Genomic DNA, 19,961 nt, shown 5'->3' with positions numbered 1-19,961 from the left:
CCCGCGTCGTCCGGGCGGTCATGCGTCACCGCCGACCGACTCGTGGAGCCAGACCGCGATCAGGTGGCCGTGAACCGTGCCGGACACTTCGTGCTGCACCGTACGGGGGCTCAACTCCCGCGCCGTGATCACCGCATCGTCAATCGCGCAGCTCCACAGCGTCAGCGCGTCGACCGACACCGGGTGGTGCAGCTGCCCGGAGAACGACCAGCACCGATCCACGTAGGACCAGGCGAGCCGGACGTCGGCGAGCTTGGGCAGGGACGGGCGGCACGCGATGAAGTCCGCGAAGCACCGCAGCGCGACCGCCGCCCGCCCCATGTCGATCTCAGAACCCGTGTCGACGATCACGCCGCGCCACCGCCCGCCGGGAAGTCACGGACCAGCGCGTCAATGTCGGCGTCAGAGACGTACGCCGCCCGTACCCGCACCGGTTCCGGTTGCGTCTCGCGCTTGACGAACCCGACGCCCGCCCCGAGTTCGGGAACCGGGGAGATCAAGTCAGCCGTCGCGCCTCGGTCCCGTGCGCCGTTGCCCAAGACCATGTCGACCTGTCCCGGCTCATCGAGCCGCAGCGCGATGCGGTCCGGGAACAGGTTCCGGATGTTCATGACTTCCTTGCGCGGGTCCTGGAGCGCCCCCAGGACGCAGAACCCGACCGAGCGGCCCTGACTGGTCAGGGTCGCCAACGCCGCGTCCGCGCGTTTCCGCAGGTCCCGGTCCGGCTGGTACGCGGTCAGGAACGCGAGTTCGTCGACCATCACGACGATGAACGGGCAGTCGGTGGACGGTTCGTGCTTCCGCACTTTGCCCGCGAACCGGTCCGCCCGCGCGGACATCTCCGCCACCGCGTCTTCGAGCATCTCGACCATCTCGGCCGGGTCGCTGGAGTACCGCTGAAACAGAGCCCGGCCGTACGAAAGTTCCATCCGCTTCGGGTCGCACGCCCACAGCTCGACCAGGCCAGCGCGGGCAGCGGGGAGGAGTCCGCGGGTGACGCCCCACAGGATCGAGCCCTTGCCGGCCCCGGTCACACCCGCCACCAGGACGTGAGTGCCGTGGAGCCGCAGCACCCACGGCGAACCGTCGTCGCACCGCCCGAGTTCCACCGAGTCGTACGTCGGCGCCCACGGGTCAGGCAGCGGATCCGCTTTCGCCTCGACGTCCCGCAGCCCCGGCATGGCCAGCGCCGTCGGACCGAACGGGCTATCGAGCGGATCCGCTACCCACGCCCGCAACACGACGACCCCGCGCATGGGAGACGAGCAGTCGACCCGGAACACCCGCCACGCGTGCGCGATCGCTTCCGTATGGTCCCCGAGGTCCCCCGGGGTCTGACCGGGCAGCAGGGTCACCCAGACCGTGAACCCGCCTTGCACGCGCTTGACCCGCGTGATGCTCGGCCAGGTGTAGGAGAACTCTTCGTTGATGCGCTTGATCGGGTCCTGCTTCCACAGGCCCAGGCCGTGCGTCAGCTTCGGCCAGCCGCGCCGCACGTGACCCGCGAACGAGAAGAACCACCACCACACCACCGCCACCAGGGCGACGATGAGGCCCGCGGCGACGAGGAACGAACCGGCCGGGCCGAACTGCGCTTCGGCCAGCGTGTACAGCAGGACCAGGCCGCCCGCGACGTACGCGACCGTGCGCCAGTCCAGCCCCCGAGATGTTGACATGATGGACAACGCCCCTTCGAAAGATCGTCAGATCAGGGAGAGGGAGCGGTCCCGGTGCCACGACCCGCCAAAGTCCCCGGCACCGGGACCACCCATGAAGTCGCAGGCAGTCAGCCCGCTTTCGCCGCCGCCTTGACCGGCACACCCGACGGCGCCCGCAGGCCCGTCGCCTTGAACGAGTACGCCAGACGCCCCGACCCGTTCACGTACGGGGTCACAGTCAGCCCCTCGAACTCCACCGGCCGGAACGGCAGTCCCGGCAACTCATCGGGCAAGGTCGGCTCGACGGACGCCGGGATCTTGACCTTCGCCGAGGTCTCCCGCGCGTCCGGGTCCGGGTCGGTCACCGAGACCGCCCACATCGGAAGGCCCGTCGCCTTGTCCCGCGCCTGAACCCGCGAACCACCCTTCGACGCATCGAAGTCCGCGACCGCCTCGACCTTCGTCGCGAACGCACCCGCCGGGAACACGTCCCCGAACGCCACCGGAATCGCACCCTTGAGCGCCACCGCGCCTCCCTTTTGAGTACCCCCCTAGACACGACCAGCGGACGCCGACCCCGAAATGTCTAGGGGGGTTGACGACCACAGTAAGCGACGATGCGCGAACTGTCTAGGGGGGTACTCAGAGATCAGGCCGTGTCGCCATCGAAGCGGCACAGGACAGCGGTCGCGTCGTCTTCCGCCTTGCCCCGCGGCCAACGCTCCCCTGTCGGGTCCTCAGCCTCAGCGGCCCGCACTCGGCGGATGAGTTCCGCCGGCCCGGAGTCGACCACAAGCCCGGTCAACTCCGACCAGCACGCCAGCCCGAAGCAGTCCACCAGGCGACTGGCCCCGTCACTCAACAGCAGCGCCGAGCGCAACCCGCCCACCGGAACAGCGCCCGTGAAGGCTTGAGCAGCGGCTTTCGGGTCCGTACTCGCAACCCAAAACCCGCCCGGACGGTTCCGATACTGGGCAGTGCCCGCGACAGCCCGCCGCAAAGCCGCCGCGTGTTCGTCCGTGCCCAGCCGCAGACTGTCCAGCGTGTTCGGGCGGGAACGCCCCAGCACGTCAAGCCGGTCATCGGTCACGACCAACGGACCGTCTGGACGATCGAGGACGAGGACCGAGTCCGACAAGACCAGGTAATGAAGTTCGGGCCCCCGAAGCCGGACCGCCACCACCGTTGCCGACGGCGTCAACGGGTTCTCCAGGTCGCATGTGGATGCGTGGCGGTCGGCCACGTCGTCGATGGCTGTCGCCAGGCAATCCGCAAGCGACCGTTCCTCGTTGCCGGTGATCTCCGCCAGGAGCATCGCGCCCAGCGTCCGTGCGAACCACGCGACGCCGTGAACGCACCCGGTATCCAGGCCGGATGGTGTCCCCGCGCCGTCGAGAAGGACCGCGGCACTCGGCGTCGCCGCCGTGAAGTCCTCGTTCACCGCATGGTGGTTTGCGGGCAGGGTGGCGGAGCGGACGAGCACGGGTCCTCCGTCAGGAGCCGTCGTGGCGATAGAGCGGAGTCAGCAGTTCGACGTTTCTCGGTTCGTGCGTGTCCGGGTCGAAGTCGACACTCACCAGCGTCGAGAAGGCGTGCGAACCGACCCGCCCGAACAGGGCCGCCAGATCGTTGACCAGGAGGTGAACCACGCCGAGCGAGCCCGGCGTGTGAATGCCCGCGATCGTCAGGATCAGGCCCTTGCCGTCCGGTCGCGGCAGCCGACCGAGGTACCCGACATCTTGCGGACGGGAAGGGTCGTCGTCCATGCCCGACCGGTGCACGATGCCGGTACGCGTGTCCCGCAGCGTCCACGGCCCGTCGTCCGGTTTCTCCCAGCGCAGCACCGGGTCACGGCCGTACGTCGCTTCCATGTCCGCCGACATGCGCGGACCGCAGACCGCGATCAGGCCGTCTCGGTTCAGGTCCAGGTCGCCACTCACCGGCACATGTTCGGACGCGACGTCCAGGCCGAGGGATCGCGCCAAGTCTTCTAGCCGCTTGCCCGAGGTCACGTCGTCCACCGCGACGACCGTACGAGCATCCGGTGCGTCCTTGCGCAACGGCGTCGCGATGACGACCCCGCCGACGCCGAGGAACGAGCCCTCAGGTGCCGGTCCCGACTGCCGAATCTGATGAATCCGCCCGCGACTCAACCCCGCGGCGTCCGCGATCTGCGCGTAGGACATGCCTTTCGCGTGCAGGTCCTGCACGACACCCCGACGCAGACGCGCCAGCTCGGTGACCTCACGTTGCGCATCCGCGAGACGCGCGGTCACCGCCCGCAGCAGCTCAAACGGGTCGTCGATCTCAGCGAAGCGCGCCAGGTCGACGGACACCGTTTCCTCCTTCATCGGATGCAGGAAGTCTAGGGCTCTAGACGAAACGACCGGAATAGGAGTGCCGGTCAGCGCGTCCACGACCAGGAAGCCCTGACGGCGACGCGGTACCCCACGCGGGCTCATTTAGCCTGCTCACGGTGAGTAGGCAAACTCAGCACGCCGCATCCCGCGCGAACTCGGCCCAGACGACACGTCCGTCGCGGGTGCCCTCCACTCCCCATTCCTTGGCCAGCGCCGCGACGAGGAACAATCCGCGCCCGTTGAGGGCCGAACGGTTCGCCGCGTCAGCGTGAAGGACCGGATCATGCCGAGCGCCGGCATCTTTGACTCCCACGCGTACGCGGTCCGAACGGACCTGAACCACCACGATGAACCGGCCGCCGCGACCACTTGCCGTATGAAGGACCGCGTTGGTCGCCAACTCACTGACCACAAGCCGCGCGTCCTCAGCGCATGGCCAGCCGATCAGCAGCGCAGCGACGAAGTGGCGAGCCTCAGCGATCGACGTCGGCTCACCCGGGAACGCTTGCACCCACACGAGTGCAGACATGACTGATCACACCCTCCGTCTAGGGGGCTATACACCCAACGAAGGCGAGAATATTCCCCTCAGTCACGCACTACAAGGAATACGAGGAATATCAGCCTTCCGGCTAACCCTCGCCCAACTCCACCAGGTCGCGAACCACCCGGCCGATCAACGCGTCAGCCTCAGCGCCGTACACCGCCGCCGCCTCATACTCCGCGAACAGCCGCCGGTACCACCCGACTTGCGCGACATCAGTGACCTGATGCTCTTCCCCGAAGGTCTCCAGTACGACCGAACGATCGTCGTACACCGTGAACCCCTGCCGAGGCGGAACCGCCAGCGACACCGACCACGGAACGACGCCGACCCGCACCGCGGAAAGCGTCTGCACCATGGCCAACCGATCCAACTGGGCCCGCATCACGGCGAGTCCGCCGGTCCAAGTCCGCAACGCGCCCTCAGTCACGACGAACGCGAACGACCGGCCATCCTCGTACAGCGCGCTCTGCCGCTCGACCCGCGCCGCCACCACCCGCGCCGCATCCTCATCCGACACATTCCACGCCGTCGCCATCACGCGCCGCGCGTACTCAGGCGTCTGCACCAGCGGCGGCATCATCGAGCACTGAAACGACCACACCGCCGACGCGCCACGAACCGGATCGTCATCCCCGACGAACCACCGCACGCCACGACGACGAGGCCCCATCTCAAGTTGCGCCTGAGCCAACTCCGCCAGCAGCTCAGCGCGCACGTCGCCGGCCACACCCAAAGCGTCAGCAAGTCGCCCCAGCACATCCGGACTTGCCACCATGCGCCCAGTCTCGATCTTCGACACCGCCGGTTGGCCCACACCAGCCCGAGAGGCCAGCTCCGCCCCGGTCAACCCAGCATCCGTACGCAGGCGACGAACCCGCGCCCCCAACCCCCGCAACCGCTCGCGACGTTCGTCAACCATGCCGCACGTTCTACCAGCTCACCACCGCACGCAAGCTGCGGTCGGCACCGCCGACCAAAACCCGGGCTGGAGTGCTTGCGACGCCTGCCACTCACCTTGAGCTTCCGGACCCGCGCGCGTAGGTACTGACCCGCCTGCCACTCACCCTTCGGTGGCGCAGTCCCCGCCCCTGATCAACTGCCGAATTAATCTCTACTGGATCAAGGGCGCGCCCGCAGGCGGGCGCGCCACACCCGGCCGGCCGGGGCCCCGCCGCGCGTGCGGCGTGGCCGCCGGTCACGGCGGTCCCCCACCGACCAGGGCGTAGAACACCCGTTCAGCCTTCGCTCTGGCGGACCCGTACCTTCTGAGCGAGCTGCCCCAAATCAACGATAGGCGCACGTCGCAGCTCGTCACGCAGTAGCGAGCCAGTCAGTTTCTTCTCTGACCCTGCCTTACCACTCTGACGGTGAGTCCATTTGCCATCTTCAAGATCGAGGATGCTCAGCCCACGCTTAAGACGCACATCGGAATATTCGCTGAGATCGAGAAGATAGACCTCATACTTAACCCCAGGCCGGTGCTGGTCAGACAGGGTAGCCTGAATGAGGTGGGCGAAACGCAAATCCACCAACTGGGCAAGCAGCTCATAAAAGCTGTGCGACTTCTGGGAGACGTCAACTCGAAAGTATGTGTACTTTTCATTTCGGACATTGATCGACAACTCTTCAAGCGCAGCCAGAAGGGCGTCCGCATTATCGGAAGAAACATCTTGCTCAAGATCTCGCTTCTTCCCCCGGGCCGCTTTCCCGGCAGCGTCCGCAACATCCTCCTTACCAATTTCCCGGGCGTTGGGGCGAGAACGAGCCGCCAGAATGGATGAGGCGAAAAGATTCAGGTAATCCCTGGGCACACCGCCAGAGGCAAGCACCAGCCGACCCAGCGCCGCATTCCTCGCAATGCTGGAAGGCTTCTTGATTCCAACGGTAGAAGTATAGTTAGCCAGAACTGATTCGAGGAAAGTTTGGGTGGCGCCGGGATCTTCCAAGGTAACATCGAGATCGATCTTCGACGCATCGTGAGGGACTTCAATTCCCATTCGAGACGACGGTTCAAATGGGCGCGTCAACCGTTCGATACTCGCAACCTTGAGCCATCCGTCACAGTCACGCAGCATACCGGTAACACAGTCAAGAAGGTAAGGCTGAGCATCGATCGAGTAAAGATAGAAATCGTCGATGTATAGATACAGGCGCACCAAGCCTTCCCGCAGGACGGCCCGCAGAGCCTGATTAATGCTGACGATTGTCTCGCCGAGCTCAGCGTCTGAGACCGCCCCTTTCGCCCGCAGCGCGGTCACACGCTGATTCAACTCCCTGAGGCGGACAAATGGCTCGCCTTGTGAAGAGCCAGCATGGTGAATGAGGGAATTAAGTGCGACTTCAGCAATCGCAAGGAAAGCGGCGTGGGTGTCTAGGCGCCGCAAAGTCTGTGCATTGATCCAGGCCGCAACGAAGCCGTCTCTCTCTGCGAGTCTTTTTGCTTCGAGGAGCAGAGCTGTTTTTCCAACGCCTCGACGGCCATACACAAGATGGTGCCTCGATGCACCGATTGCTGCGAGGCTTGCCCGCGGATCCTCCATGTACTTCAGACTGGGCAGCGCGTCCGATGTACGCGATCGAGCTTCAAGCAACTGGATAAGTTGGTCCACACGCGCTTCGGAAAGAGCACCAGATCGCGTTCTCGCCTGAACCTCTTGTGCTTCAGCCCTATGTGGCCGGAACGTTACGACGAGCGATTGATTATCACTGCCGAAGGCAGCATTAAGCTGATGTTCAATCAAACCAGCCAAGCTTTGCGCAGTGGCTAGCTCACTCTCCTCGACCAGTACGATGAACCATTTCTCACCGGGGAAGTTCCTCTCATCGACCCGCACAATAGAGATCTCTGCTTGCGCAAGCGCCTGCGAGATAAGCTGCTCATACGTTTCGGTCGACATTAGACGTGCCCATTCGATGAGGCGAAGGTTTCACAGGATTGAACAAAATTGGCGGCAGTTACTGCGAGTCCTCGCGCATCGGATTCCCAGCTCGGCTCACCAATCGGATATACGTCATAGTCGGCCTGGTTGCGAAGAAGCCGAGCATCTGTCAGTTCCGCCTCACGCATGGCCACGTCAGTAAGATGCTGAGGAAGGTTCCGCGGGAGAATGTTGTGGCGCTCATGGTCATCGCCCTTTATTTCAGCGAAAACAACCGCCCTGGCGGCTTGATACATCGCATAATAGTAGCGGCTAATTGCCGACCTATAATGTGCAGCAAAAAGCAATTGATCCCCAGCGCGAAGGTGTTCGCCAGCAAGAAGAAGGCGATCAGTTGTCGCTTGGCGAATCAGATCAGCAAGCGGGAAAGGGTGCTTCGCCCCAGAAGCCGGAAATGCGGCAAGTACGGCTTGCTTGCTGGTGGAGATGCTCAATAGCATCTGATCAGTGATCGTGAATGCGGGCATCTTCCCCGTGCCGCCTCCGGTGATGTGAGCCTTCGAAGGCTAGTCCACGCCTGGAGAACTACGCCACTGGTTTGGCGACGATCGTACCGCCAATGCAGCCCGCTGGGACGTGCGTACTGCCCTACAGGATCCCCCACTGGCAGCGCCAGCTGCCGACTCTGTCGACGCCAACTCCGATGGCTGCAAGTTGGGAATCCCCCATAGCAACCGTTGAGTTATGCAGCAGTCATGCAATGATCTTGCGCTTCTGCGGTGTCTCGCGCGGCACCTGCCCAGGTCAGAACCCATGTCCGCCACCGGCGGGCGATCCGTTCCGGAGCCGTGTGCAGAGGCGCAGGGGGTCAGGTCCTCCGGCTGTGGTTGGGTCGTCTCGTGGGCATATGGGATGTCAAGGGGAACGACGAACGCATGCGATGGACGTCGCAGCCACTCGTCGGTGTGGGTCCGCTGAAATTCGGGATGCTCCCGCACGAGGTCAGAGAGGCCTTGGGCGGCCAGCCCATCAGCACGCAGAAGCAGTTGGGCAGTCAACTACTCACCATCGAAGATGAGTTCGCGGACATCGGCGTGCGCGCCTACTACACATCGTCGACGCGCTTGGCCTGCGTCGCCGTCGATGCGCGTAGGGGCCCTCAAGTCAGCCTCGCAGAAGTCCCGTTGGTTGCACGCGTTCCGTCAGAGATTGAACAGTGGATCGTCGACTACACCCGCGAAAACGAACTGGATCTGCGGTACACGCACGCAGCAGACCCGGCGTCGACGGACCTCGGACTCATCCTGCGCGCACAGCGAGCCGGTGACGTCGTCATCAGCCGACCGCTCTTCATGGTCGGAAGCTGGGCTGTCGACCCGTGGGACACCGTGCCGCCCAGAGAGTGGGAGACGTTCTGACCGGCGTGTCAGCCCGCCCTGCCCACGTGCCCCAGGCGTGCCCGAAGGGCCGGTGAACCGCGGTCAGGAGAGGCCCCTAGCGGCCCCAGCCACAAGATCATGGGGTCAACGCTTTCCCAGGTCAGGGGCCTAACCGGCTCTGTTGCAGCCTTGATTCCCAAGCTCAGAGCGCGAGTTCGATTCTCGTCGCCCGCTCTTATGGTTAAGGCCCAGGTCAGAGACCTGGGCCGTTGTGTTGTGCGGTTCATCCAAGCGCTCCGGGCCGCTGGCGTGCCCGTTGGTCTTCTGGCATTGCCGGTGCGGGTGCCTTGGCCGACGCCGTACCGTAGGTGGCGCAGCGGACGCACCGATGCGCACTGGAGACCACGATGACCACACAGCCTGACGGGCCGAGTCCTGTGCACCGCATCGCGCAGCCGGCAAGTACCCCGGAGGATCTGCGCGCCGCGCTTGCTGTGGTCGCCCCGGATGCATTGGCGACATTCGATGCCGAGCGCGCTGCGGCGCTCCAGCAGGCCCGTGAACAGGTGAGCGCCGCGCCCATGCGGCGTTTCGCGGGGCAATGGGCGGTGTACGTCGCTGTCGAGCGCCATCCGGAACGCGCGGCCCGGCTCAGAGCGCTGGAAGCCCGCGCGGCCGAGGTGGACGACATCGACGAGGCACGTGAACTCGCGGGCGAGATCGGCCGGATCCTGGACCAGGCTTGCGCCGAGGCCGGTATCGAGCGTCAGGACGCCGTGTGAGCGACCAGCATGAATGGCGCTGGGAGTACGATCCTGACGCCGAACACGTCGTTGCGGGCTTACCGCCGCATGTGGTTGCCGAGGTCGAGCGTCTCGCAGGTGAGATGGTCGTACTGGCACAGGTGGGCATCGATGTGACGGACCTCGGAGAAGGCGCACGGCGCGGCGTGCCGGGCGGTGTACGTCGAATCCCTCTTCTTACCGATGGCTGGTTCTACGCACTACCGCTCCCGCGCCTGCAATTGATCGCGATTACGCGAGTAATCCCCCCGTTCACCCACCTCTAGTGCGCCGGGTGCCGACTCCGTACATCTCCGTGGTCGTCAACCGCGTGCCAGATCCGTGCCAGAAAGGTCGGAGAGCGACGGTCAGACGCGGTCAGGACCGAGAACTTGGTGTAGATCACGAACGGGTGATTCCGCTGGTCAGGCCATGTGAATGACCTGATCATCCGGTGATTCCCAAGCTCAGAGCGCGAGTTCGATTCTCGTCGCCCGCTCCAACGTAAAGGCCCAGGTCAGAGACCCGGGCCTTTGTTGTTTCCTGCAACCATCAAGCGTCTCGTGCCAGATCCGTGCACCAGATTCCGACTCTTGGGGGCGGTGGCCTCAAGCCCCGTGCGTTGCTGGACTCGCCGGCCCACACCGCCATCACGCACTTGAGCGTCGCCGCGGCATGAGTCGCCAAACGTGTTCTCGGAGTGCCGCCTGGACCCTCTACGCATCCGCCTTGAGCTGATGCACCGTCTGCCCGCCAGAGGTCTCTCTTCGCAACGTGCGGGGCAAACCCGCCAACAAGGACGAAGCTCCGCGCGTCGGAGCAGACACGGAGGCACGACGCGTGGACCGTGTCGCGCGTCGGGCAGTCGGCTTGAAAGTCACAACCGGATCGTCACTGCGCAGTTCTACGATGAAGTGGCCGCCCAGGGCGCGCCCCAGTCGAAGCAGCGTCGGCGTGGTCACCGGTCGATCCCCGTCCTCCAACCGACGAATCACCCGCTCGTTCATCCCCGCGCGGCGGGCGAGCTCCACCTTCGTCCAGCCCAGTTCAGTGCGGCGGTCGTAGACAGCCTGTGCCATCGCGTCCCCGAGGGCCGCCTCCGCGTATGCCTGGTCGAACTCTTCAACCTCAGCCATGAGCATGCCGTCCGCGCGGGAAGTGTCGGGGACGGATTCGGCGGCTGCCTTCGCGGCCCTTTGACGCATCGCCTCACGCGCATTTCATCCTCGTGCCTCCGTCACTCGTCGTACCTACTGTCGTGAGTCTCCTGGTAGTTCGTCCGCAGCGAGTCATCGGCCACCCAGTTCCAGCAACTCCCCGGCGAAGATGACCGCGACCGGCGGACCCACGTGGTCGCTCTGACACGTTTTCATCGCCTGCCTGGCGCGCTCGACGTGCACGCGCTCGTTCATCCTCTGCTTGTGGAACACGGTCGAAGCAGAGCCGCAGGATGTCCCCATTGCGCTCGCCGGATTGTGCACAGTCGCTGTTTGAGCGGCCGGACGGTCGCTACGGTGACCGCTCACGGATCGCAGGAAAAAGGGCGGTCTGTTCCTTTCGCCCGCCTTGCAACCGCCGGGAGGCTGAACATGACTGACGCCGCCGAGCGTCTTGCGAGACTCGTCCGGGTGCCATTGGGCGGTCCGCTGCCGTTGCGGCTCCGTGCCTGGGACGGCAGTGAGGTCGGTCCGCTGGGCGGGCCGGTCCTCGTCGTCCGCAACCGCCGCGCGCTGCGTCAACTCGCGTGGAAACCCGGTGAGTTGGGCCTGGCACGGGCGTGGGTCGCCGGCGACCTCGACATCGAAGGAGACTTGTACGAGGCCCTGATCCGTCTCTCCTCCGTCGCGCGGGCCTGCCGGACCGAGGGATCACCCGAGCACCGAGTCGGCCGGCGCACGCTTGCGGCTCTGCGTTCTCCCGGGAACCTGCGGCTCGCCGTCGAAGCCCTCGCCTTGGCCGGCGTCGGCCTGCCCCCGCCGCCGCCGCGCGAGGAGGCGGTCAGTCGTCACGGACGCCTTCACGGCCTGCGCCGGGACCGCGAGGCGGTCACCCACCACTACGACGTGGGCAACGACTTCTACTCCCTGGTCCTGGGCCCGTCGATGGTCTACTCATGCGCCTATTGGGAGAACCCGCAGGCGACTTTGGAAGAGGCCCAGTGCGCCAAGCTCGATCTGATCTGCCGCAAACTCGGCCTGCGCCCAGGACAGCGGTTTTTGGACGTGGGCTGCGGTTGGGGCGAACTGGTTGCGCATGCCGTCGAGCACTACGGTGTGCAAGCTGTCGGCATCACGATCTCCGAGGAACAAGCCGTGTTCGCACGCAAGCGACTCGCCGGCGCCGGGTGGTCCGACCGAGCGGAGATCCGCGTCCAGGACTACCGCGAAATCGAGGACGGGCCCTACGACGCGATCTCGTCGATCGGCATGGCCGAGCACGTCGGATCGGCACAGTTCCGCACGTACGCCGACATCATGCGCACCCTCCTGCGCCCCGGCGGACGTCTCCTGAACCACCAGATCGCCTGTCGGCCCCGCGCAGACGGAGTGCCCCACCGCGCCGGCGAGTTCATTGGCCGCTATGTGTTCCCCGACGGCGAACTCGCACCTGTCGGCACGACGACGGCTCTGCTTGAGGAAGCCGGGTTCGAGGTCCGCGACGTCGAGGCCTTGCGCGAGCACTACGCCCGCACCCTGCGCGCATGGGTGGCCAATTTGGAACGCAACTGGGCGGAGGCGGCGCGGCTCACCACGATCGGCCGCGCCAGGGTCTGGCGCATGTACATGGCTGCGTCCGCGCTCGCCTTCGAGGAGAACCGCATCGGCGTCAACCAGATTCTGGCGGTCCGGACCACCGCGGCCGGGAATGCGAAGATGCCGCCCACGCGGACCCAGTGGCTGACCTGCACCACAGCAAACTGACATGGCGTTCGTCGGGATCGGCGGTGGGCGGGTCAGCCGCCCTGGCCGGCGCTTCCGATGGGGCCGACCTGTACCGGGGAGCCGGGGGTGTCGGTGACGGGCAGCGAGCTGTTGCCCGGCCAGGTGAGGGTGACCGACTTGGTCTCGTCCGGCGGGGTCACCACCAGGTCGGTGACGCGCACGCCGGAGCCGCCCGATGTGTTGCTCGGGTAGGTGACGGCGAAGGCCACCGACTTCCCGTTCTTGAGGGTTGTCGTGTCGGCCTGTTGGCCGGTGCGCTGTGCGGAGATCGTCCCTGCGTTGGTCAGCAGGTCGACGCCGGCGTATCCGGACAACGTGCAGTCCTGGCCGCTGGTGTTCGTCAGCTCCACGGCGACGCTGCCTTCGGGGTCGCCGGTGATGGTGTGGTCGATCGCCCTGATGGTCAGGTCGTCGGTACGGCACTTGCCGGCCGTGTCGGTGTTGCCGGAGCCGCTCCCGGCGGCGGCGCCCTGGCCGCCGGAGCTCTTGGCGCCGGAGCTTTGCCCGGGGGATTCTTTCGCGGTGGTGTTCTGCCCGCTGCCCTGGTTGGCGCTCGACGAGCCCGACGCGGGGACCGCGTCGGCGGACGGGGCGGAGGAGGAACTGCCCTGCGCGTCAGAGGAGTCCGAGTCTTGGCACGCCGTCATCAGCATGGCGCCGGCGACGAGGGCGGTGGAGGCGAGGACGGCCTTGCGACGCTTGCCGAACATGAAAGACCCCTAGGTATCCGGTGGTTGGAGCCGAAGCGGGTTCGGCTCCCGGTGCTTGCCTGATCACTATGGAAGGGCCGTGAACCGCGTGGATACCTGCGTCGTCGGTCCACGACGTCGCTGTCGCCGACCGGTGACATGGTCACAGGTGGGAACAACGGACAGTCTGGGACGTCGTGTTCGGCGTGTCGGCATCACGCGCGTACGAACTCGAATGTGCATGCGCTGCTTGCCGACCGTCGCGGACGTGGTCGGTGGCCGGCGGTCGCGATGCGGAATCGGGGGCGAAGTCCCCCGCCGTGCTGCGGGGTGCACGGTTCGCGTGACGGGTAAAGCGGGCGGCACTGATTGCCGCACGCGCCGCCGAGACGTCCTGCGTCGGGCACCCGTACGCTCCCGCTCAGGGCGTTCGGCGGAACCACTAGCGGCGCGTAGTGACGCGCAGGAAGCGCCGGGACTACGGACGGCCCGAACTGCGACAGTGCGGCAGGGAGGTGCCCCGGTGTGTGGCCTTCCGTGCGGGGCCGCCAGGGGCCGGGCTCAGCGGTCCTCGGGCCGACGGCGGTCCGGTGCGGCGCAGGTGACGCAGATTCCGGTGACTTCGACGGTGTGGCGGACCTCGGTGAAGCCGGTGCGGGCGGCGATGCCGTCGGCCCAGCGTTCGACGGGACCGGCGTCGAGGGCGCGGCTGTGGCCGCAGTGTCGGCACATGAGGTAGTGGCGGTGATCGTTCGCGGGCCTGTGTCGGTAAAGGCGTTCGCCCGCATCGTCGCGTACGAGGTCGACGCTTCCGAGGCGTACGAGGTCGTGCAGAGTGCGGTAGACGGTGCTGAGTCCGACGTTCACGCCGGCTTCCGCGAGCCGGCGGTGCAGTCGGCGCGCGGACAGGAACTCCTCCTCGGCCGCCAGCGCCTCCGCGACCGCCCGGCGGCGCGGCGTCGAAGGCAGTGCACCCACCTTGCGCCCGCGCGTTGCGAACCTGCCGCCCATGCAACCCCCGTCGGTGTCCCATGGGCGACATTAGATGACTGTGATTTTCATGTCCAGCAAGCGTGGTGGTTGCCACGGTCCGCCGCTGACCACGATCGTCTTCGACCTCGACAAGGTCGTCCGCCGCCGCGCCGGCATCGGACGGCGGAGCGCCGGGTTTGTCGTCGTCACCGCAGCCGGTCAGCGCGAGCATCGCGACGACGCAGGACGCCGCTGCGACGACGATCGGCGAGCCGGCCTCACGCGTGGAACGCAGAGCGAACATCGGGCGCGGGTACCTCTCGTCGTGGAGTGACCCACACGAGTCTTCAGCGGACGGCCGGCCGGCGAACGAGAAAGTCGCGCCTTGCTTTTCACGAACGGATCGAATAGCGGGAATCAATCCCGCACCGACAGCAATACGACAGGAACGAAACTGCCGAAAAATCATATCCGGAATATGTCGGCAGCCGACGCGTACTCTACGCGGAGCCGATGCTCACGGCCCTCGCCGGGTGCGGTCCGCCACGCCCGCGGCACGGGCCGCCAAGCGCACGAAGACGATCCGTCAAACGCGACACTGCGTGTTCGCCGAATGTCACGCTGGTATTTCTTCCGCCGTAACCGGGCGTCCGGCCAGGGGTCCTGAATGCGCCCAGGAGACAAAGGCGCCCGGAAAAGCCGGTGAACAGCGCGTACGGCTCTTGGGCGCGGTGCAGGCGGTGCCCTACCAACATGGGCATGGACGCAATGCAGCGACGGACGTTTCTCCTCGGCGGGGCCGCGGGCGTCAGTGCCGCCCTGTTCAGCGCGCGGACCGCGAACGCCGCCCCCTATCCGTTCACCTTGGGCGTCGCCTCGGGCGAACCCACCTCCGCCGGCGTCGTGTTGTGGACGCGCCTGGCACCCAGCCCGCTCGACACCGACGGCTTCGGCGGCATGTCCACCGCGCCGGTGACCGTGGAGTGGCAGGTGGCCCACGACCGCAACTTCACCCAACTGGCCGTCACGGGCTCCGCGACCGCGGTCCGGGCGTCCGCCCACACCGTGCACGTCGAGGTAGGCGGGCTCCAGCCGGGGCGGGAGTACTGGTACCGGTTCCGCGCGATGGGGCACATCTCGCAGGTCGGGCGGACGCGGACCGCACCGGCAGTCGGCACGAGCCCCGCGATGACGATGCTCTTCGCGTCCTGCTCCCACTACGAGGCCGGCTTCTTCACGGCGTACCGCAGGATGGCCGAGGAGCACCCCGATCTGATCCTGCACCTGGGGGACTACATCTACGAGGGCGGCGCGGGCTCCGGCGTGCGCACCCACCAGCCCACCGCCGAGATCGCCGACCTCGCGGACTACCGCGTGCGGCACGCGCTGTACAAGCGGGACACGGACCTCCAGGCCGCACACGCCGAGGCGCCGTGGCTGGTCGTGTGGGACGACCACGAGGTGGAGAACAACTACGCCGGTCTGATACGCGCCAACTCCAGTCCCGCGGGCGACTTCCGGGCCCGCCGCGCCGCGGCGTACCAGGCCTACTACGAGCACATGCCGCTGCGCCCCGCGCAGGCGCCCGTCGGCGAGAACATGCAGCTCTACCGGCGTGTGCGTTGGGGCAGCCTGGCGACGTTCCACATGCTCGACACCCGGCAGTACCGGGACGACCAGGCCTGCGGCGACGGCACCAAGGTGTGCCCGGAGGCCGACGACCCCACGCGCACGCTCACCGGCGCCGCCCAGGAGGCCTGGCTGCTCGACGGCCTCGCGCAACGCCTCGGCACGTGGGACCTGCTGGGGCAACAGGTGTTCTTCGCACAGCGGTTGGCGGACGCGAGCGGCGCCAAGAGCATGGACGCCTGGGACGGCTACACCGCCAACCGGTCGCGCCTGCAACAAGGCTGGGTGCAGCGTGGAAACACCGGCACGGTCGTCCTCACCGGCGACGTGCACCGCTCGTGGGCGAGCAACCTGATGGCCGACTACACGACGCAGGACCGCGTCATAGGCACCGAGTTGGTCGCCACGTCGATCACCTCGGGCGGCGACGGCAACGCGGCCGACACCGGCCTGTCGAGCCTCAACCCGCACGTGAAGTTCTTCAGGAACCTGCGCGGCTACGTCCGCACGGTCACCACGCCCTCGCAGATGAACGTGGACTTCCGGGCCCTCGACCGGGTGACCGTTCGTGACATGCCGGTCAAGACCGTGCAGAGCTACGTGATCCAGGCCGACAATCCGGGACTTCAGGCACCGTGAGCGTGAATGGGCAGGAAAAGATGCGTACTTCCCGCGCAGACCACACGATGTCGCATGTGCCGCAACGGAATTCACGGCAGTTCCCGAAACCGCGGAAGCGTTTCCTGGCTGCCGTGACGGCTGTCGTCGTCGCAGGCGGTGTGTTCGCCTCGTCCCCCGCGTCCGCCGCCGGAACCACGGTGGACGACATCACCTGGACCGTGGCGAACGGCACGGCCACCGGCGACCAGGACAACTCCGCACTGGCGTCCGTGCGCACGGGCTACACGGCGGTCGTCTGGGAGGACGACCGAGACTCCGCCACCCCCGCGGACCCGGTGCACAGCGACGTGTTCATGCGCCTTTACCGCGACGGCTCGCCGGTCTACGAGAAGAAACTGTCAGCGGGCGGCACCGGGAACTGGCAGCACGTGCAGCCCGACGTGGCGCTGCGCGAGGACGGCACGGCGATCGTCACGTGGGCCGAGGACCCGGACGGCAACAGCTACTTCAACATCGCCGTCCGCACGGTGAACTCCGCCGGCACGGTGACCGGTTCGGCGAGGGCGAACGCCGACGCGGACGGGCAGCAGCTCAACGCCAAGGTGGCGGCCGACCCCGAGGGCCCGGGCTTCGCGGTGGCGTTCGAGGACCGGCAGGGCACCGCGGCGCCGACCGTCCGGGTGTCCGGCTTCACCTCGGTCACCGCCAAGGCGTACGAGGTGCGCGTCCACGGCGCGACCGGAACGCACCGGCAGCCGGACGTGGCCATGGGCGCGGCAGGCAACGCCATCGTGGTCTGGGACGAAGACACCGACGCGAACGGGTACTCCAACATCGCGCACAAGATCCTCACACCGGCCGGCGGCGTCAAGGCGGCCCAGGCCCCGGCCAACGCGGCTGGCGGCGGCCAGCAGCGGCGCCCGTCGGTCGCGGCGAACGTGGGCGGCGACTTCGTCGTGGGCTGGGAGACCGACCACACCGGAACCGCGCAGATCGGCGTACGTTCGTTCACCGCGACCGGTACCCCCCGTTCCGCGGCCGACGCCCTTGTGCCGGGCGCCGATCCGCAGGTGGGCATCGACGACCAAGGCCTCGTGGTGGTGAACTGGGCCGAGGCGTCCGACGTTTACGCCCAAGGCCTGAACCCGGACGGCACCACCGCCGGCCGCCTGCCCAGGCTGCGGGTGCACACCACGATCGCCGAGCGTCAGGACGAGCCCGCGCTCGCCGTGGATCCGTGGGGGCTGATCACCCTGGCGTACACCGACGATCACGACGGAAACGGCTTCGACCAGGTCTACCTGGGCACCGGGCTGACCAACAGCGTGTGGTGACCTGAGCGGGTGACCCGCCCGACACGCACGGGCGTCGGGCGGGCCGCCCCGAAGATCACCCGCCGGATACGTGGGCGTCATGCGCCCCCGGTCGGATCCCACGTCGGTGCGAAAACGCTTGGACGGCCACGCAGCAGGATTCCACCGTTCAGGAGCAGCTACGAAGCGAGCGCGGCGGTCAGCAGGTCATGGGCCTGGGTGTCGAAGGCCACGAGCCTGATTCGTTCCACGCGGGTCGGGGTGGATCGCAACGTGCGGACCGCGATGCGCGCCGCCTCGTCCGGCGGGAAGCCGTAGACGCCGGTGGCGATCGCGGGGAATGCGATGCTCGCGGCGCCCAGTGCATCCGCGACCGCGAGGCAGCGCCGGTAGCAGGAGGCGAGGACGTCAGCCTCGCCGTACGCTCCGCCCTCCCAAACGGGACCGACCGTGTGGATCACGTGCCTCACCGGAGGAGTGAGGTCGAACGCGGGCGTGGCCATCGCGTCCCCGGGTGCACACGGGCCGACCGCCGCCCCCGCCTCGGCCAACCTCGGCCCGGCGGCGCGGTGAATCGCGCCGTCCACACCGCCACCGCCCATCAGCGACTCATTCGCCGCGGTGACGATGACATCCGTGTCCTGCGAGGTGATGTCACCTTGGACGACGTCGATGACGGGCATGGTCCGATGATCCCACCTGCAACAGCACTGCACCCGGAGTCCATCGGCATGCAGTCCCCGCTCACGCGGCAAGGTGCCGGACCGGCGACGCCGTATGCCGGTGGCGCGGGACAACCTGCAAGACTGGGGCAACTGGCAGAAACCGTGAAGAGGTGCAGTGGTATCCAGTGACCGCCCCGGGCGTCCCGACACGTTGGACGACGACGGCTACCCCGCTTACACCATGGGCCGCGCCGCCGAGATGATCGGCGCAACCCCCGGATTCCTGCGTGTCCTCGGTGAGGCGCGCCTGATCACGCCGCTGCGTTCCGAAGGCGGCCACCGCCGCTACTCGCGCTACCAGTTGCGCATCGCCCGCCGCGCGCGTGAACTCGTCGACCAGGGCACGCCCGTGGAAGCCGCCTGCCGCATCATCATCCTCGAGGATCAGCTCGAAGAAGCCCTCCGCATCAACACGGAGCTCCGCAACGCGGGCCCGCGCCAACCCTCCGACGGCGGCACGTGATCCTCGCCAATATGTGTCCCAGCGAACACATAAATCGGCGTGACGCGCGCTGAGAATTTCTGGCACGACCGGCGCGGACAAAAATCGAGCCACCCGTTTCTTATCACGACGTGCTACTGTCGACTCAGTTGCAGTTGTGGTTCCCAAAGAATTCAAGCGATTTCACCGTGGCATTACATCCGGTGAGAGCGCTTTTTTATCCCGGAATTTTCCGGCGGGGCAATCATCGCGGCGACGCGGAGTCCGCACGGTGTGGGCTCCGGATTTGCCCCGAAGGAGATTTCGACATGGCAACTGGCACCGTGAAGTGGTTCAACTCGGAAAAGGGCTTCGGATTCATCGCGCAGGACGGCGGCGGCCCGGACGTGTTCGCCCACTTCTCGAACATCGCAGCCCAGGGCTACCGCGAGCTCCAAGAGGGCCAGAAGGTGAACTTCGACATCGCGCAGGGCCAGAAGGGTCCGACGGCCGAGAACATCGTCACCGCCTGACACTGGCGATGCATCGCAGCCGATGCCGCACCCTCGGGTCTCGGCATCGGCTGTTTGCATTTTCAGGCGTGCTCGCCAATCCCGTTCGCGAACCGCTCTTCCCACCTGTGAGGCAACATGCGCTGCGTCATCGCCGGCTTCCCGTTCGACTTCACCAAGAGCGGAGTGGCGTCCGCTTTGGAAGGCGTCAAGCCCGAGCCCGTCACGGGCGGCTCCGTGCTCATCGGCCGTCGTCACTACCCCCTCAAGCAGGTGGGCGCCGTACTCACGGGGCAGGACCGGCGTGACTTCACCGCCGAGGAAGTCAGCCGGGCCATGACCCGGCTCGGGTTCGTGTGCAGTGCCTCCGATGCCGCGGCCTCCACGAGCGCGCTCACGCCGATGCAGACCGCATCGGCCTTGCTCGGGACCGGCGCGTAGCCGACCCTCGCGGGAGCATGCCGAGAGCCTTGTGGGCCCTGTCGACACCTGTCGGCAGGGCCCACGGCACGTGGGGCCGCCGGGGCCTGTG

At 66.8% G+C, this 19,961-nt stretch carries 24 protein-coding genes; 10 read left to right on the top strand and 14 right to left on the bottom strand.

The window, feature by feature from the left end; translation table 11 throughout:
* Window positions 1-18: 18 nt before the first annotated feature.
* From ACRX5W_RS00980 to ACRX5W_RS00940, 9 genes are all read right to left on the bottom strand, one after another.
* Window positions 19-351, bottom strand: a complete 333-nt coding sequence (locus ACRX5W_RS00980) for a hypothetical protein (RefSeq protein ID WP_436785946.1) — start codon at window positions 349-351, stop codon at window positions 19-21.
* The gene (locus ACRX5W_RS00975; protein WP_436785945.1) at window positions 348-1,676 is read right to left on the bottom strand and encodes an FtsK/SpoIIIE domain-containing protein; all 1,329 of its coding nucleotides are present in this window, start codon (window positions 1,674-1,676) and stop codon (window positions 348-350) included. Before ACRX5W_RS00975 ends, ACRX5W_RS00980 begins: the two co-directional genes overlap by 4 nt.
* 110 nt (window positions 1,677-1,786) lie before the next feature.
* On the bottom strand, window positions 1,787-2,185 hold the full coding sequence (locus ACRX5W_RS00970; protein ID WP_436785944.1) for a plasmid replication, integration and excision activator: 399 nt from the start codon (window positions 2,183-2,185) through the stop codon (window positions 1,787-1,789).
* 122 nt (window positions 2,186-2,307) lie between these two features.
* Window positions 2,308-3,141, bottom strand: a complete 834-nt coding sequence (locus tag ACRX5W_RS00965) for an integrase (RefSeq protein ID WP_436785943.1) — start codon at window positions 3,139-3,141, stop codon at window positions 2,308-2,310.
* Between the two features lie 10 nt (window positions 3,142-3,151).
* Window positions 3,152-3,994 (bottom strand): sigma-70 family RNA polymerase sigma factor, encoded by an 843-nt coding sequence (locus tag ACRX5W_RS00960; protein WP_436786742.1) that lies wholly within the window; start codon window positions 3,992-3,994, stop codon window positions 3,152-3,154.
* 154 nt (window positions 3,995-4,148) lie between these two features.
* Window positions 4,149-4,529 carry an ATP-binding protein gene (locus ACRX5W_RS00955; protein WP_436785942.1) on the bottom strand — a complete coding sequence of 127 codons (381 nt, stop codon included), beginning with the start codon at window positions 4,527-4,529 and terminating at the stop codon, window positions 4,149-4,151.
* A gap of 121 nt (window positions 4,530-4,650) precedes the next feature.
* Window positions 4,651-5,484, bottom strand: a complete 834-nt coding sequence (locus tag ACRX5W_RS00950; protein WP_436785941.1) for a helix-turn-helix domain-containing protein — start codon at window positions 5,482-5,484, stop codon at window positions 4,651-4,653.
* Window positions 5,485-5,800: 316 nt separating this feature from the next.
* Entirely contained in the window at window positions 5,801-7,462 is a 1,662-nt protein-coding gene (locus ACRX5W_RS00945) for an ATP-binding protein (RefSeq protein WP_436785940.1), read from the bottom strand.
* Window positions 7,462-7,971, bottom strand: coding sequence for a hypothetical protein (locus ACRX5W_RS00940; RefSeq protein WP_436785939.1), 510 nt, complete (start codon window positions 7,969-7,971; stop codon window positions 7,462-7,464). The genes ACRX5W_RS00945 and ACRX5W_RS00940 overlap by 1 nt, the downstream gene beginning before the upstream one ends.
* 372 nt (window positions 7,972-8,343) lie before the next feature.
* On the opposite strand from ACRX5W_RS00940, the gene ACRX5W_RS00935 reads away from it, so the two are divergent.
* The 3 genes from ACRX5W_RS00935 (at window position 8,344) to ACRX5W_RS00925 (ending at window position 9,892) form a co-directional block, all read left to right on the top strand.
* On the top strand, window positions 8,344-8,862 hold the full coding sequence (locus ACRX5W_RS00935; protein WP_436785938.1) for a hypothetical protein: 519 nt from the start codon (window positions 8,344-8,346) through the stop codon (window positions 8,860-8,862).
* 368 nt (window positions 8,863-9,230) lie between these two features.
* Window positions 9,231-9,605, top strand: a complete 375-nt coding sequence (locus tag ACRX5W_RS00930) for a DUF6247 family protein (protein WP_436785937.1) — start codon at window positions 9,231-9,233, stop codon at window positions 9,603-9,605.
* Window positions 9,602-9,892: a hypothetical protein gene (locus tag ACRX5W_RS00925; protein ID WP_436785936.1), complete on the top strand. Its 291-nt coding sequence runs from the start codon at window positions 9,602-9,604 to the stop codon at window positions 9,890-9,892. The genes ACRX5W_RS00930 and ACRX5W_RS00925 overlap by 4 nt, the downstream gene beginning before the upstream one ends.
* Before the next feature lie 429 nt (window positions 9,893-10,321).
* Here the strand turns inward: ACRX5W_RS00925 and ACRX5W_RS00920 are convergent, their stop codons facing one another.
* Window positions 10,322-10,741: a helix-turn-helix domain-containing protein gene (locus ACRX5W_RS00920; protein ID WP_436785935.1), complete on the bottom strand. Its 420-nt coding sequence runs from the start codon at window positions 10,739-10,741 to the stop codon at window positions 10,322-10,324.
* Window positions 10,742-10,894: 153 nt separating this feature from the next.
* A complete protein-coding gene (locus tag ACRX5W_RS00915; RefSeq protein WP_436785934.1) occupies window positions 10,895-11,017 on the bottom strand; it encodes a hypothetical protein in 123 nt (40 codons plus the stop codon).
* A 177-nt stretch (window positions 11,018-11,194) separates the two neighbouring features.
* On the opposite strand from ACRX5W_RS00915, the gene ACRX5W_RS00910 reads away from it, so the two are divergent.
* Window positions 11,195-12,526 (top strand): class I SAM-dependent methyltransferase, encoded by a 1,332-nt coding sequence (locus tag ACRX5W_RS00910; RefSeq protein ID WP_436785933.1) that lies wholly within the window; start codon window positions 11,195-11,197, stop codon window positions 12,524-12,526.
* 32 nt (window positions 12,527-12,558) lie between these two features.
* Here the strand turns inward: ACRX5W_RS00910 and ACRX5W_RS00905 are convergent, their stop codons facing one another.
* Together ACRX5W_RS00905 and ACRX5W_RS00900 are read right to left on the bottom strand one after the other, a co-directional pair.
* Complete coding sequence (locus tag ACRX5W_RS00905) at window positions 12,559-13,257, bottom strand: DUF4232 domain-containing protein (RefSeq protein WP_436785932.1); 699 nt, start codon at window positions 13,255-13,257, stop codon at window positions 12,559-12,561.
* Between the two features lie 540 nt (window positions 13,258-13,797).
* Window positions 13,798-14,214, bottom strand: a complete 417-nt coding sequence (locus tag ACRX5W_RS00900) for a Fur family transcriptional regulator (RefSeq protein WP_436785931.1) — start codon at window positions 14,212-14,214, stop codon at window positions 13,798-13,800.
* Window positions 14,215-14,296: 82 nt separating this feature from the next.
* On the opposite strand from ACRX5W_RS00900, the gene ACRX5W_RS00895 reads away from it, so the two are divergent.
* The 3 genes from ACRX5W_RS00895 to ACRX5W_RS00885 all read left to right on the top strand — a co-directional run bounded on the left by ACRX5W_RS00895 (window position 14,297) and on the right by ACRX5W_RS00885 (window position 17,792).
* Window positions 14,297-14,542: a hypothetical protein gene (locus ACRX5W_RS00895; RefSeq protein WP_436785930.1), complete on the top strand. Its 246-nt coding sequence runs from the start codon at window positions 14,297-14,299 to the stop codon at window positions 14,540-14,542.
* A gap of 425 nt (window positions 14,543-14,967) precedes the next feature.
* On the top strand, window positions 14,968-16,476 hold the full coding sequence (locus tag ACRX5W_RS00890) for an alkaline phosphatase D family protein (protein ID WP_436785928.1): 1,509 nt from the start codon (window positions 14,968-14,970) through the stop codon (window positions 16,474-16,476).
* A 113-nt stretch (window positions 16,477-16,589) separates the two neighbouring features.
* Window positions 16,590-17,792 carry a hypothetical protein gene (locus ACRX5W_RS00885; protein ID WP_436785927.1) on the top strand — a complete coding sequence of 401 codons (1,203 nt, stop codon included), beginning with the start codon at window positions 16,590-16,592 and terminating at the stop codon, window positions 17,790-17,792.
* A 158-nt stretch (window positions 17,793-17,950) separates the two neighbouring features.
* On the opposite strand, the gene ACRX5W_RS00880 is transcribed toward ACRX5W_RS00885, so the two are convergent.
* Window positions 17,951-18,454, bottom strand: a complete 504-nt coding sequence (locus tag ACRX5W_RS00880) for an O-acetyl-ADP-ribose deacetylase (protein ID WP_436785926.1) — start codon at window positions 18,452-18,454, stop codon at window positions 17,951-17,953.
* 223 nt (window positions 18,455-18,677) lie between these two features.
* On the opposite strand from ACRX5W_RS00880, the gene ACRX5W_RS00875 reads away from it, so the two are divergent.
* The 3 genes from ACRX5W_RS00875 to ACRX5W_RS00865 all read left to right on the top strand — a co-directional run bounded on the left by ACRX5W_RS00875 (window position 18,678) and on the right by ACRX5W_RS00865 (window position 19,870).
* Window positions 18,678-18,959 (top strand): MerR family transcriptional regulator, encoded by a 282-nt coding sequence (locus tag ACRX5W_RS00875; protein WP_436786741.1) that lies wholly within the window; start codon window positions 18,678-18,680, stop codon window positions 18,957-18,959.
* Window positions 18,960-19,246: 287 nt separating this feature from the next.
* Window positions 19,247-19,450 (top strand): cold-shock protein, encoded by a 204-nt coding sequence (locus ACRX5W_RS00870; protein WP_436785925.1) that lies wholly within the window; start codon window positions 19,247-19,249, stop codon window positions 19,448-19,450.
* 117 nt (window positions 19,451-19,567) lie between these two features.
* On the top strand, window positions 19,568-19,870 hold the full coding sequence (locus ACRX5W_RS00865; protein WP_436785924.1) for an SCO5918 family protein: 303 nt from the start codon (window positions 19,568-19,570) through the stop codon (window positions 19,868-19,870).
* The last annotated feature ends 91 nt before the right edge of the window (window positions 19,871-19,961 follow it).

It is taken from the genome of Yinghuangia sp. YIM S10712, assembly GCF_051388935.1.
In the GTDB taxonomy this organism is placed as follows: domain Bacteria; phylum Actinomycetota; class Actinomycetes; order Streptomycetales; family Streptomycetaceae; genus Yinghuangia.
The sequence above is the reverse complement of the archived record's forward strand: the minus strand, read 5'-3'. Positions and strand labels throughout refer to the sequence as shown.

What these genes read in the sequence shown, in the direction of transcription:
- ACRX5W_RS00975 (WP_436785945.1), bottom strand. Translation starts at nt 1,676, where the DNA reads ATGTCAACATCTCGGGGGCTGGACTGGCGCACGGTCGCGTACGTCGCG.
- ACRX5W_RS00950 (WP_436785941.1), bottom strand. Translation starts at nt 5,484, where the DNA reads ATGGTTGACGAACGTCGCGAGCGGTTGCGGGGGTTGGGGGCGCGGGTT.
- ACRX5W_RS00945 (WP_436785940.1), bottom strand. Translation starts at nt 7,462, where the DNA reads ATGTCGACCGAAACGTATGAGCAGCTTATCTCGCAGGCGCTTGCGCAA.
- ACRX5W_RS00940 (WP_436785939.1), bottom strand. Translation starts at nt 7,971, where the DNA reads ATGCCCGCATTCACGATCACTGATCAGATGCTATTGAGCATCTCCACC.
- ACRX5W_RS00930 (WP_436785937.1), top strand. Translation starts at nt 9,231, where the DNA reads ATGACCACACAGCCTGACGGGCCGAGTCCTGTGCACCGCATCGCGCAG.
- ACRX5W_RS00920 (WP_436785935.1), bottom strand. Translation starts at nt 10,741, where the DNA reads ATGGCTGAGGTTGAAGAGTTCGACCAGGCATACGCGGAGGCGGCCCTC.
- ACRX5W_RS00915 (WP_436785934.1), bottom strand. Translation starts at nt 11,017, where the DNA reads ATGAACGAGCGCGTGCACGTCGAGCGCGCCAGGCAGGCGATGAAAACG.
- ACRX5W_RS00910 (WP_436785933.1), top strand. Translation starts at nt 11,195, where the DNA reads ATGACTGACGCCGCCGAGCGTCTTGCGAGACTCGTCCGGGTGCCATTG.
- ACRX5W_RS00905 (WP_436785932.1), bottom strand. Translation starts at nt 13,257, where the DNA reads ATGTTCGGCAAGCGTCGCAAGGCCGTCCTCGCCTCCACCGCCCTCGTC.
- ACRX5W_RS00895 (WP_436785930.1), top strand. Translation starts at nt 14,297, where the DNA reads ATGTCCAGCAAGCGTGGTGGTTGCCACGGTCCGCCGCTGACCACGATC.
- ACRX5W_RS00890 (WP_436785928.1), top strand. Translation starts at nt 14,968, where the DNA reads ATGGACGCAATGCAGCGACGGACGTTTCTCCTCGGCGGGGCCGCGGGC.
- ACRX5W_RS00880 (WP_436785926.1), bottom strand. Translation starts at nt 18,454, where the DNA reads ATGCCCGTCATCGACGTCGTCCAAGGTGACATCACCTCGCAGGACACG.
- ACRX5W_RS00875 (WP_436786741.1), top strand. Translation starts at nt 18,678, where the DNA reads ATGGGCCGCGCCGCCGAGATGATCGGCGCAACCCCCGGATTCCTGCGT.
- ACRX5W_RS00870 (WP_436785925.1), top strand. Translation starts at nt 19,247, where the DNA reads ATGGCAACTGGCACCGTGAAGTGGTTCAACTCGGAAAAGGGCTTCGGA.
- ACRX5W_RS00865 (WP_436785924.1), top strand. Translation starts at nt 19,568, where the DNA reads ATGCGCTGCGTCATCGCCGGCTTCCCGTTCGACTTCACCAAGAGCGGA.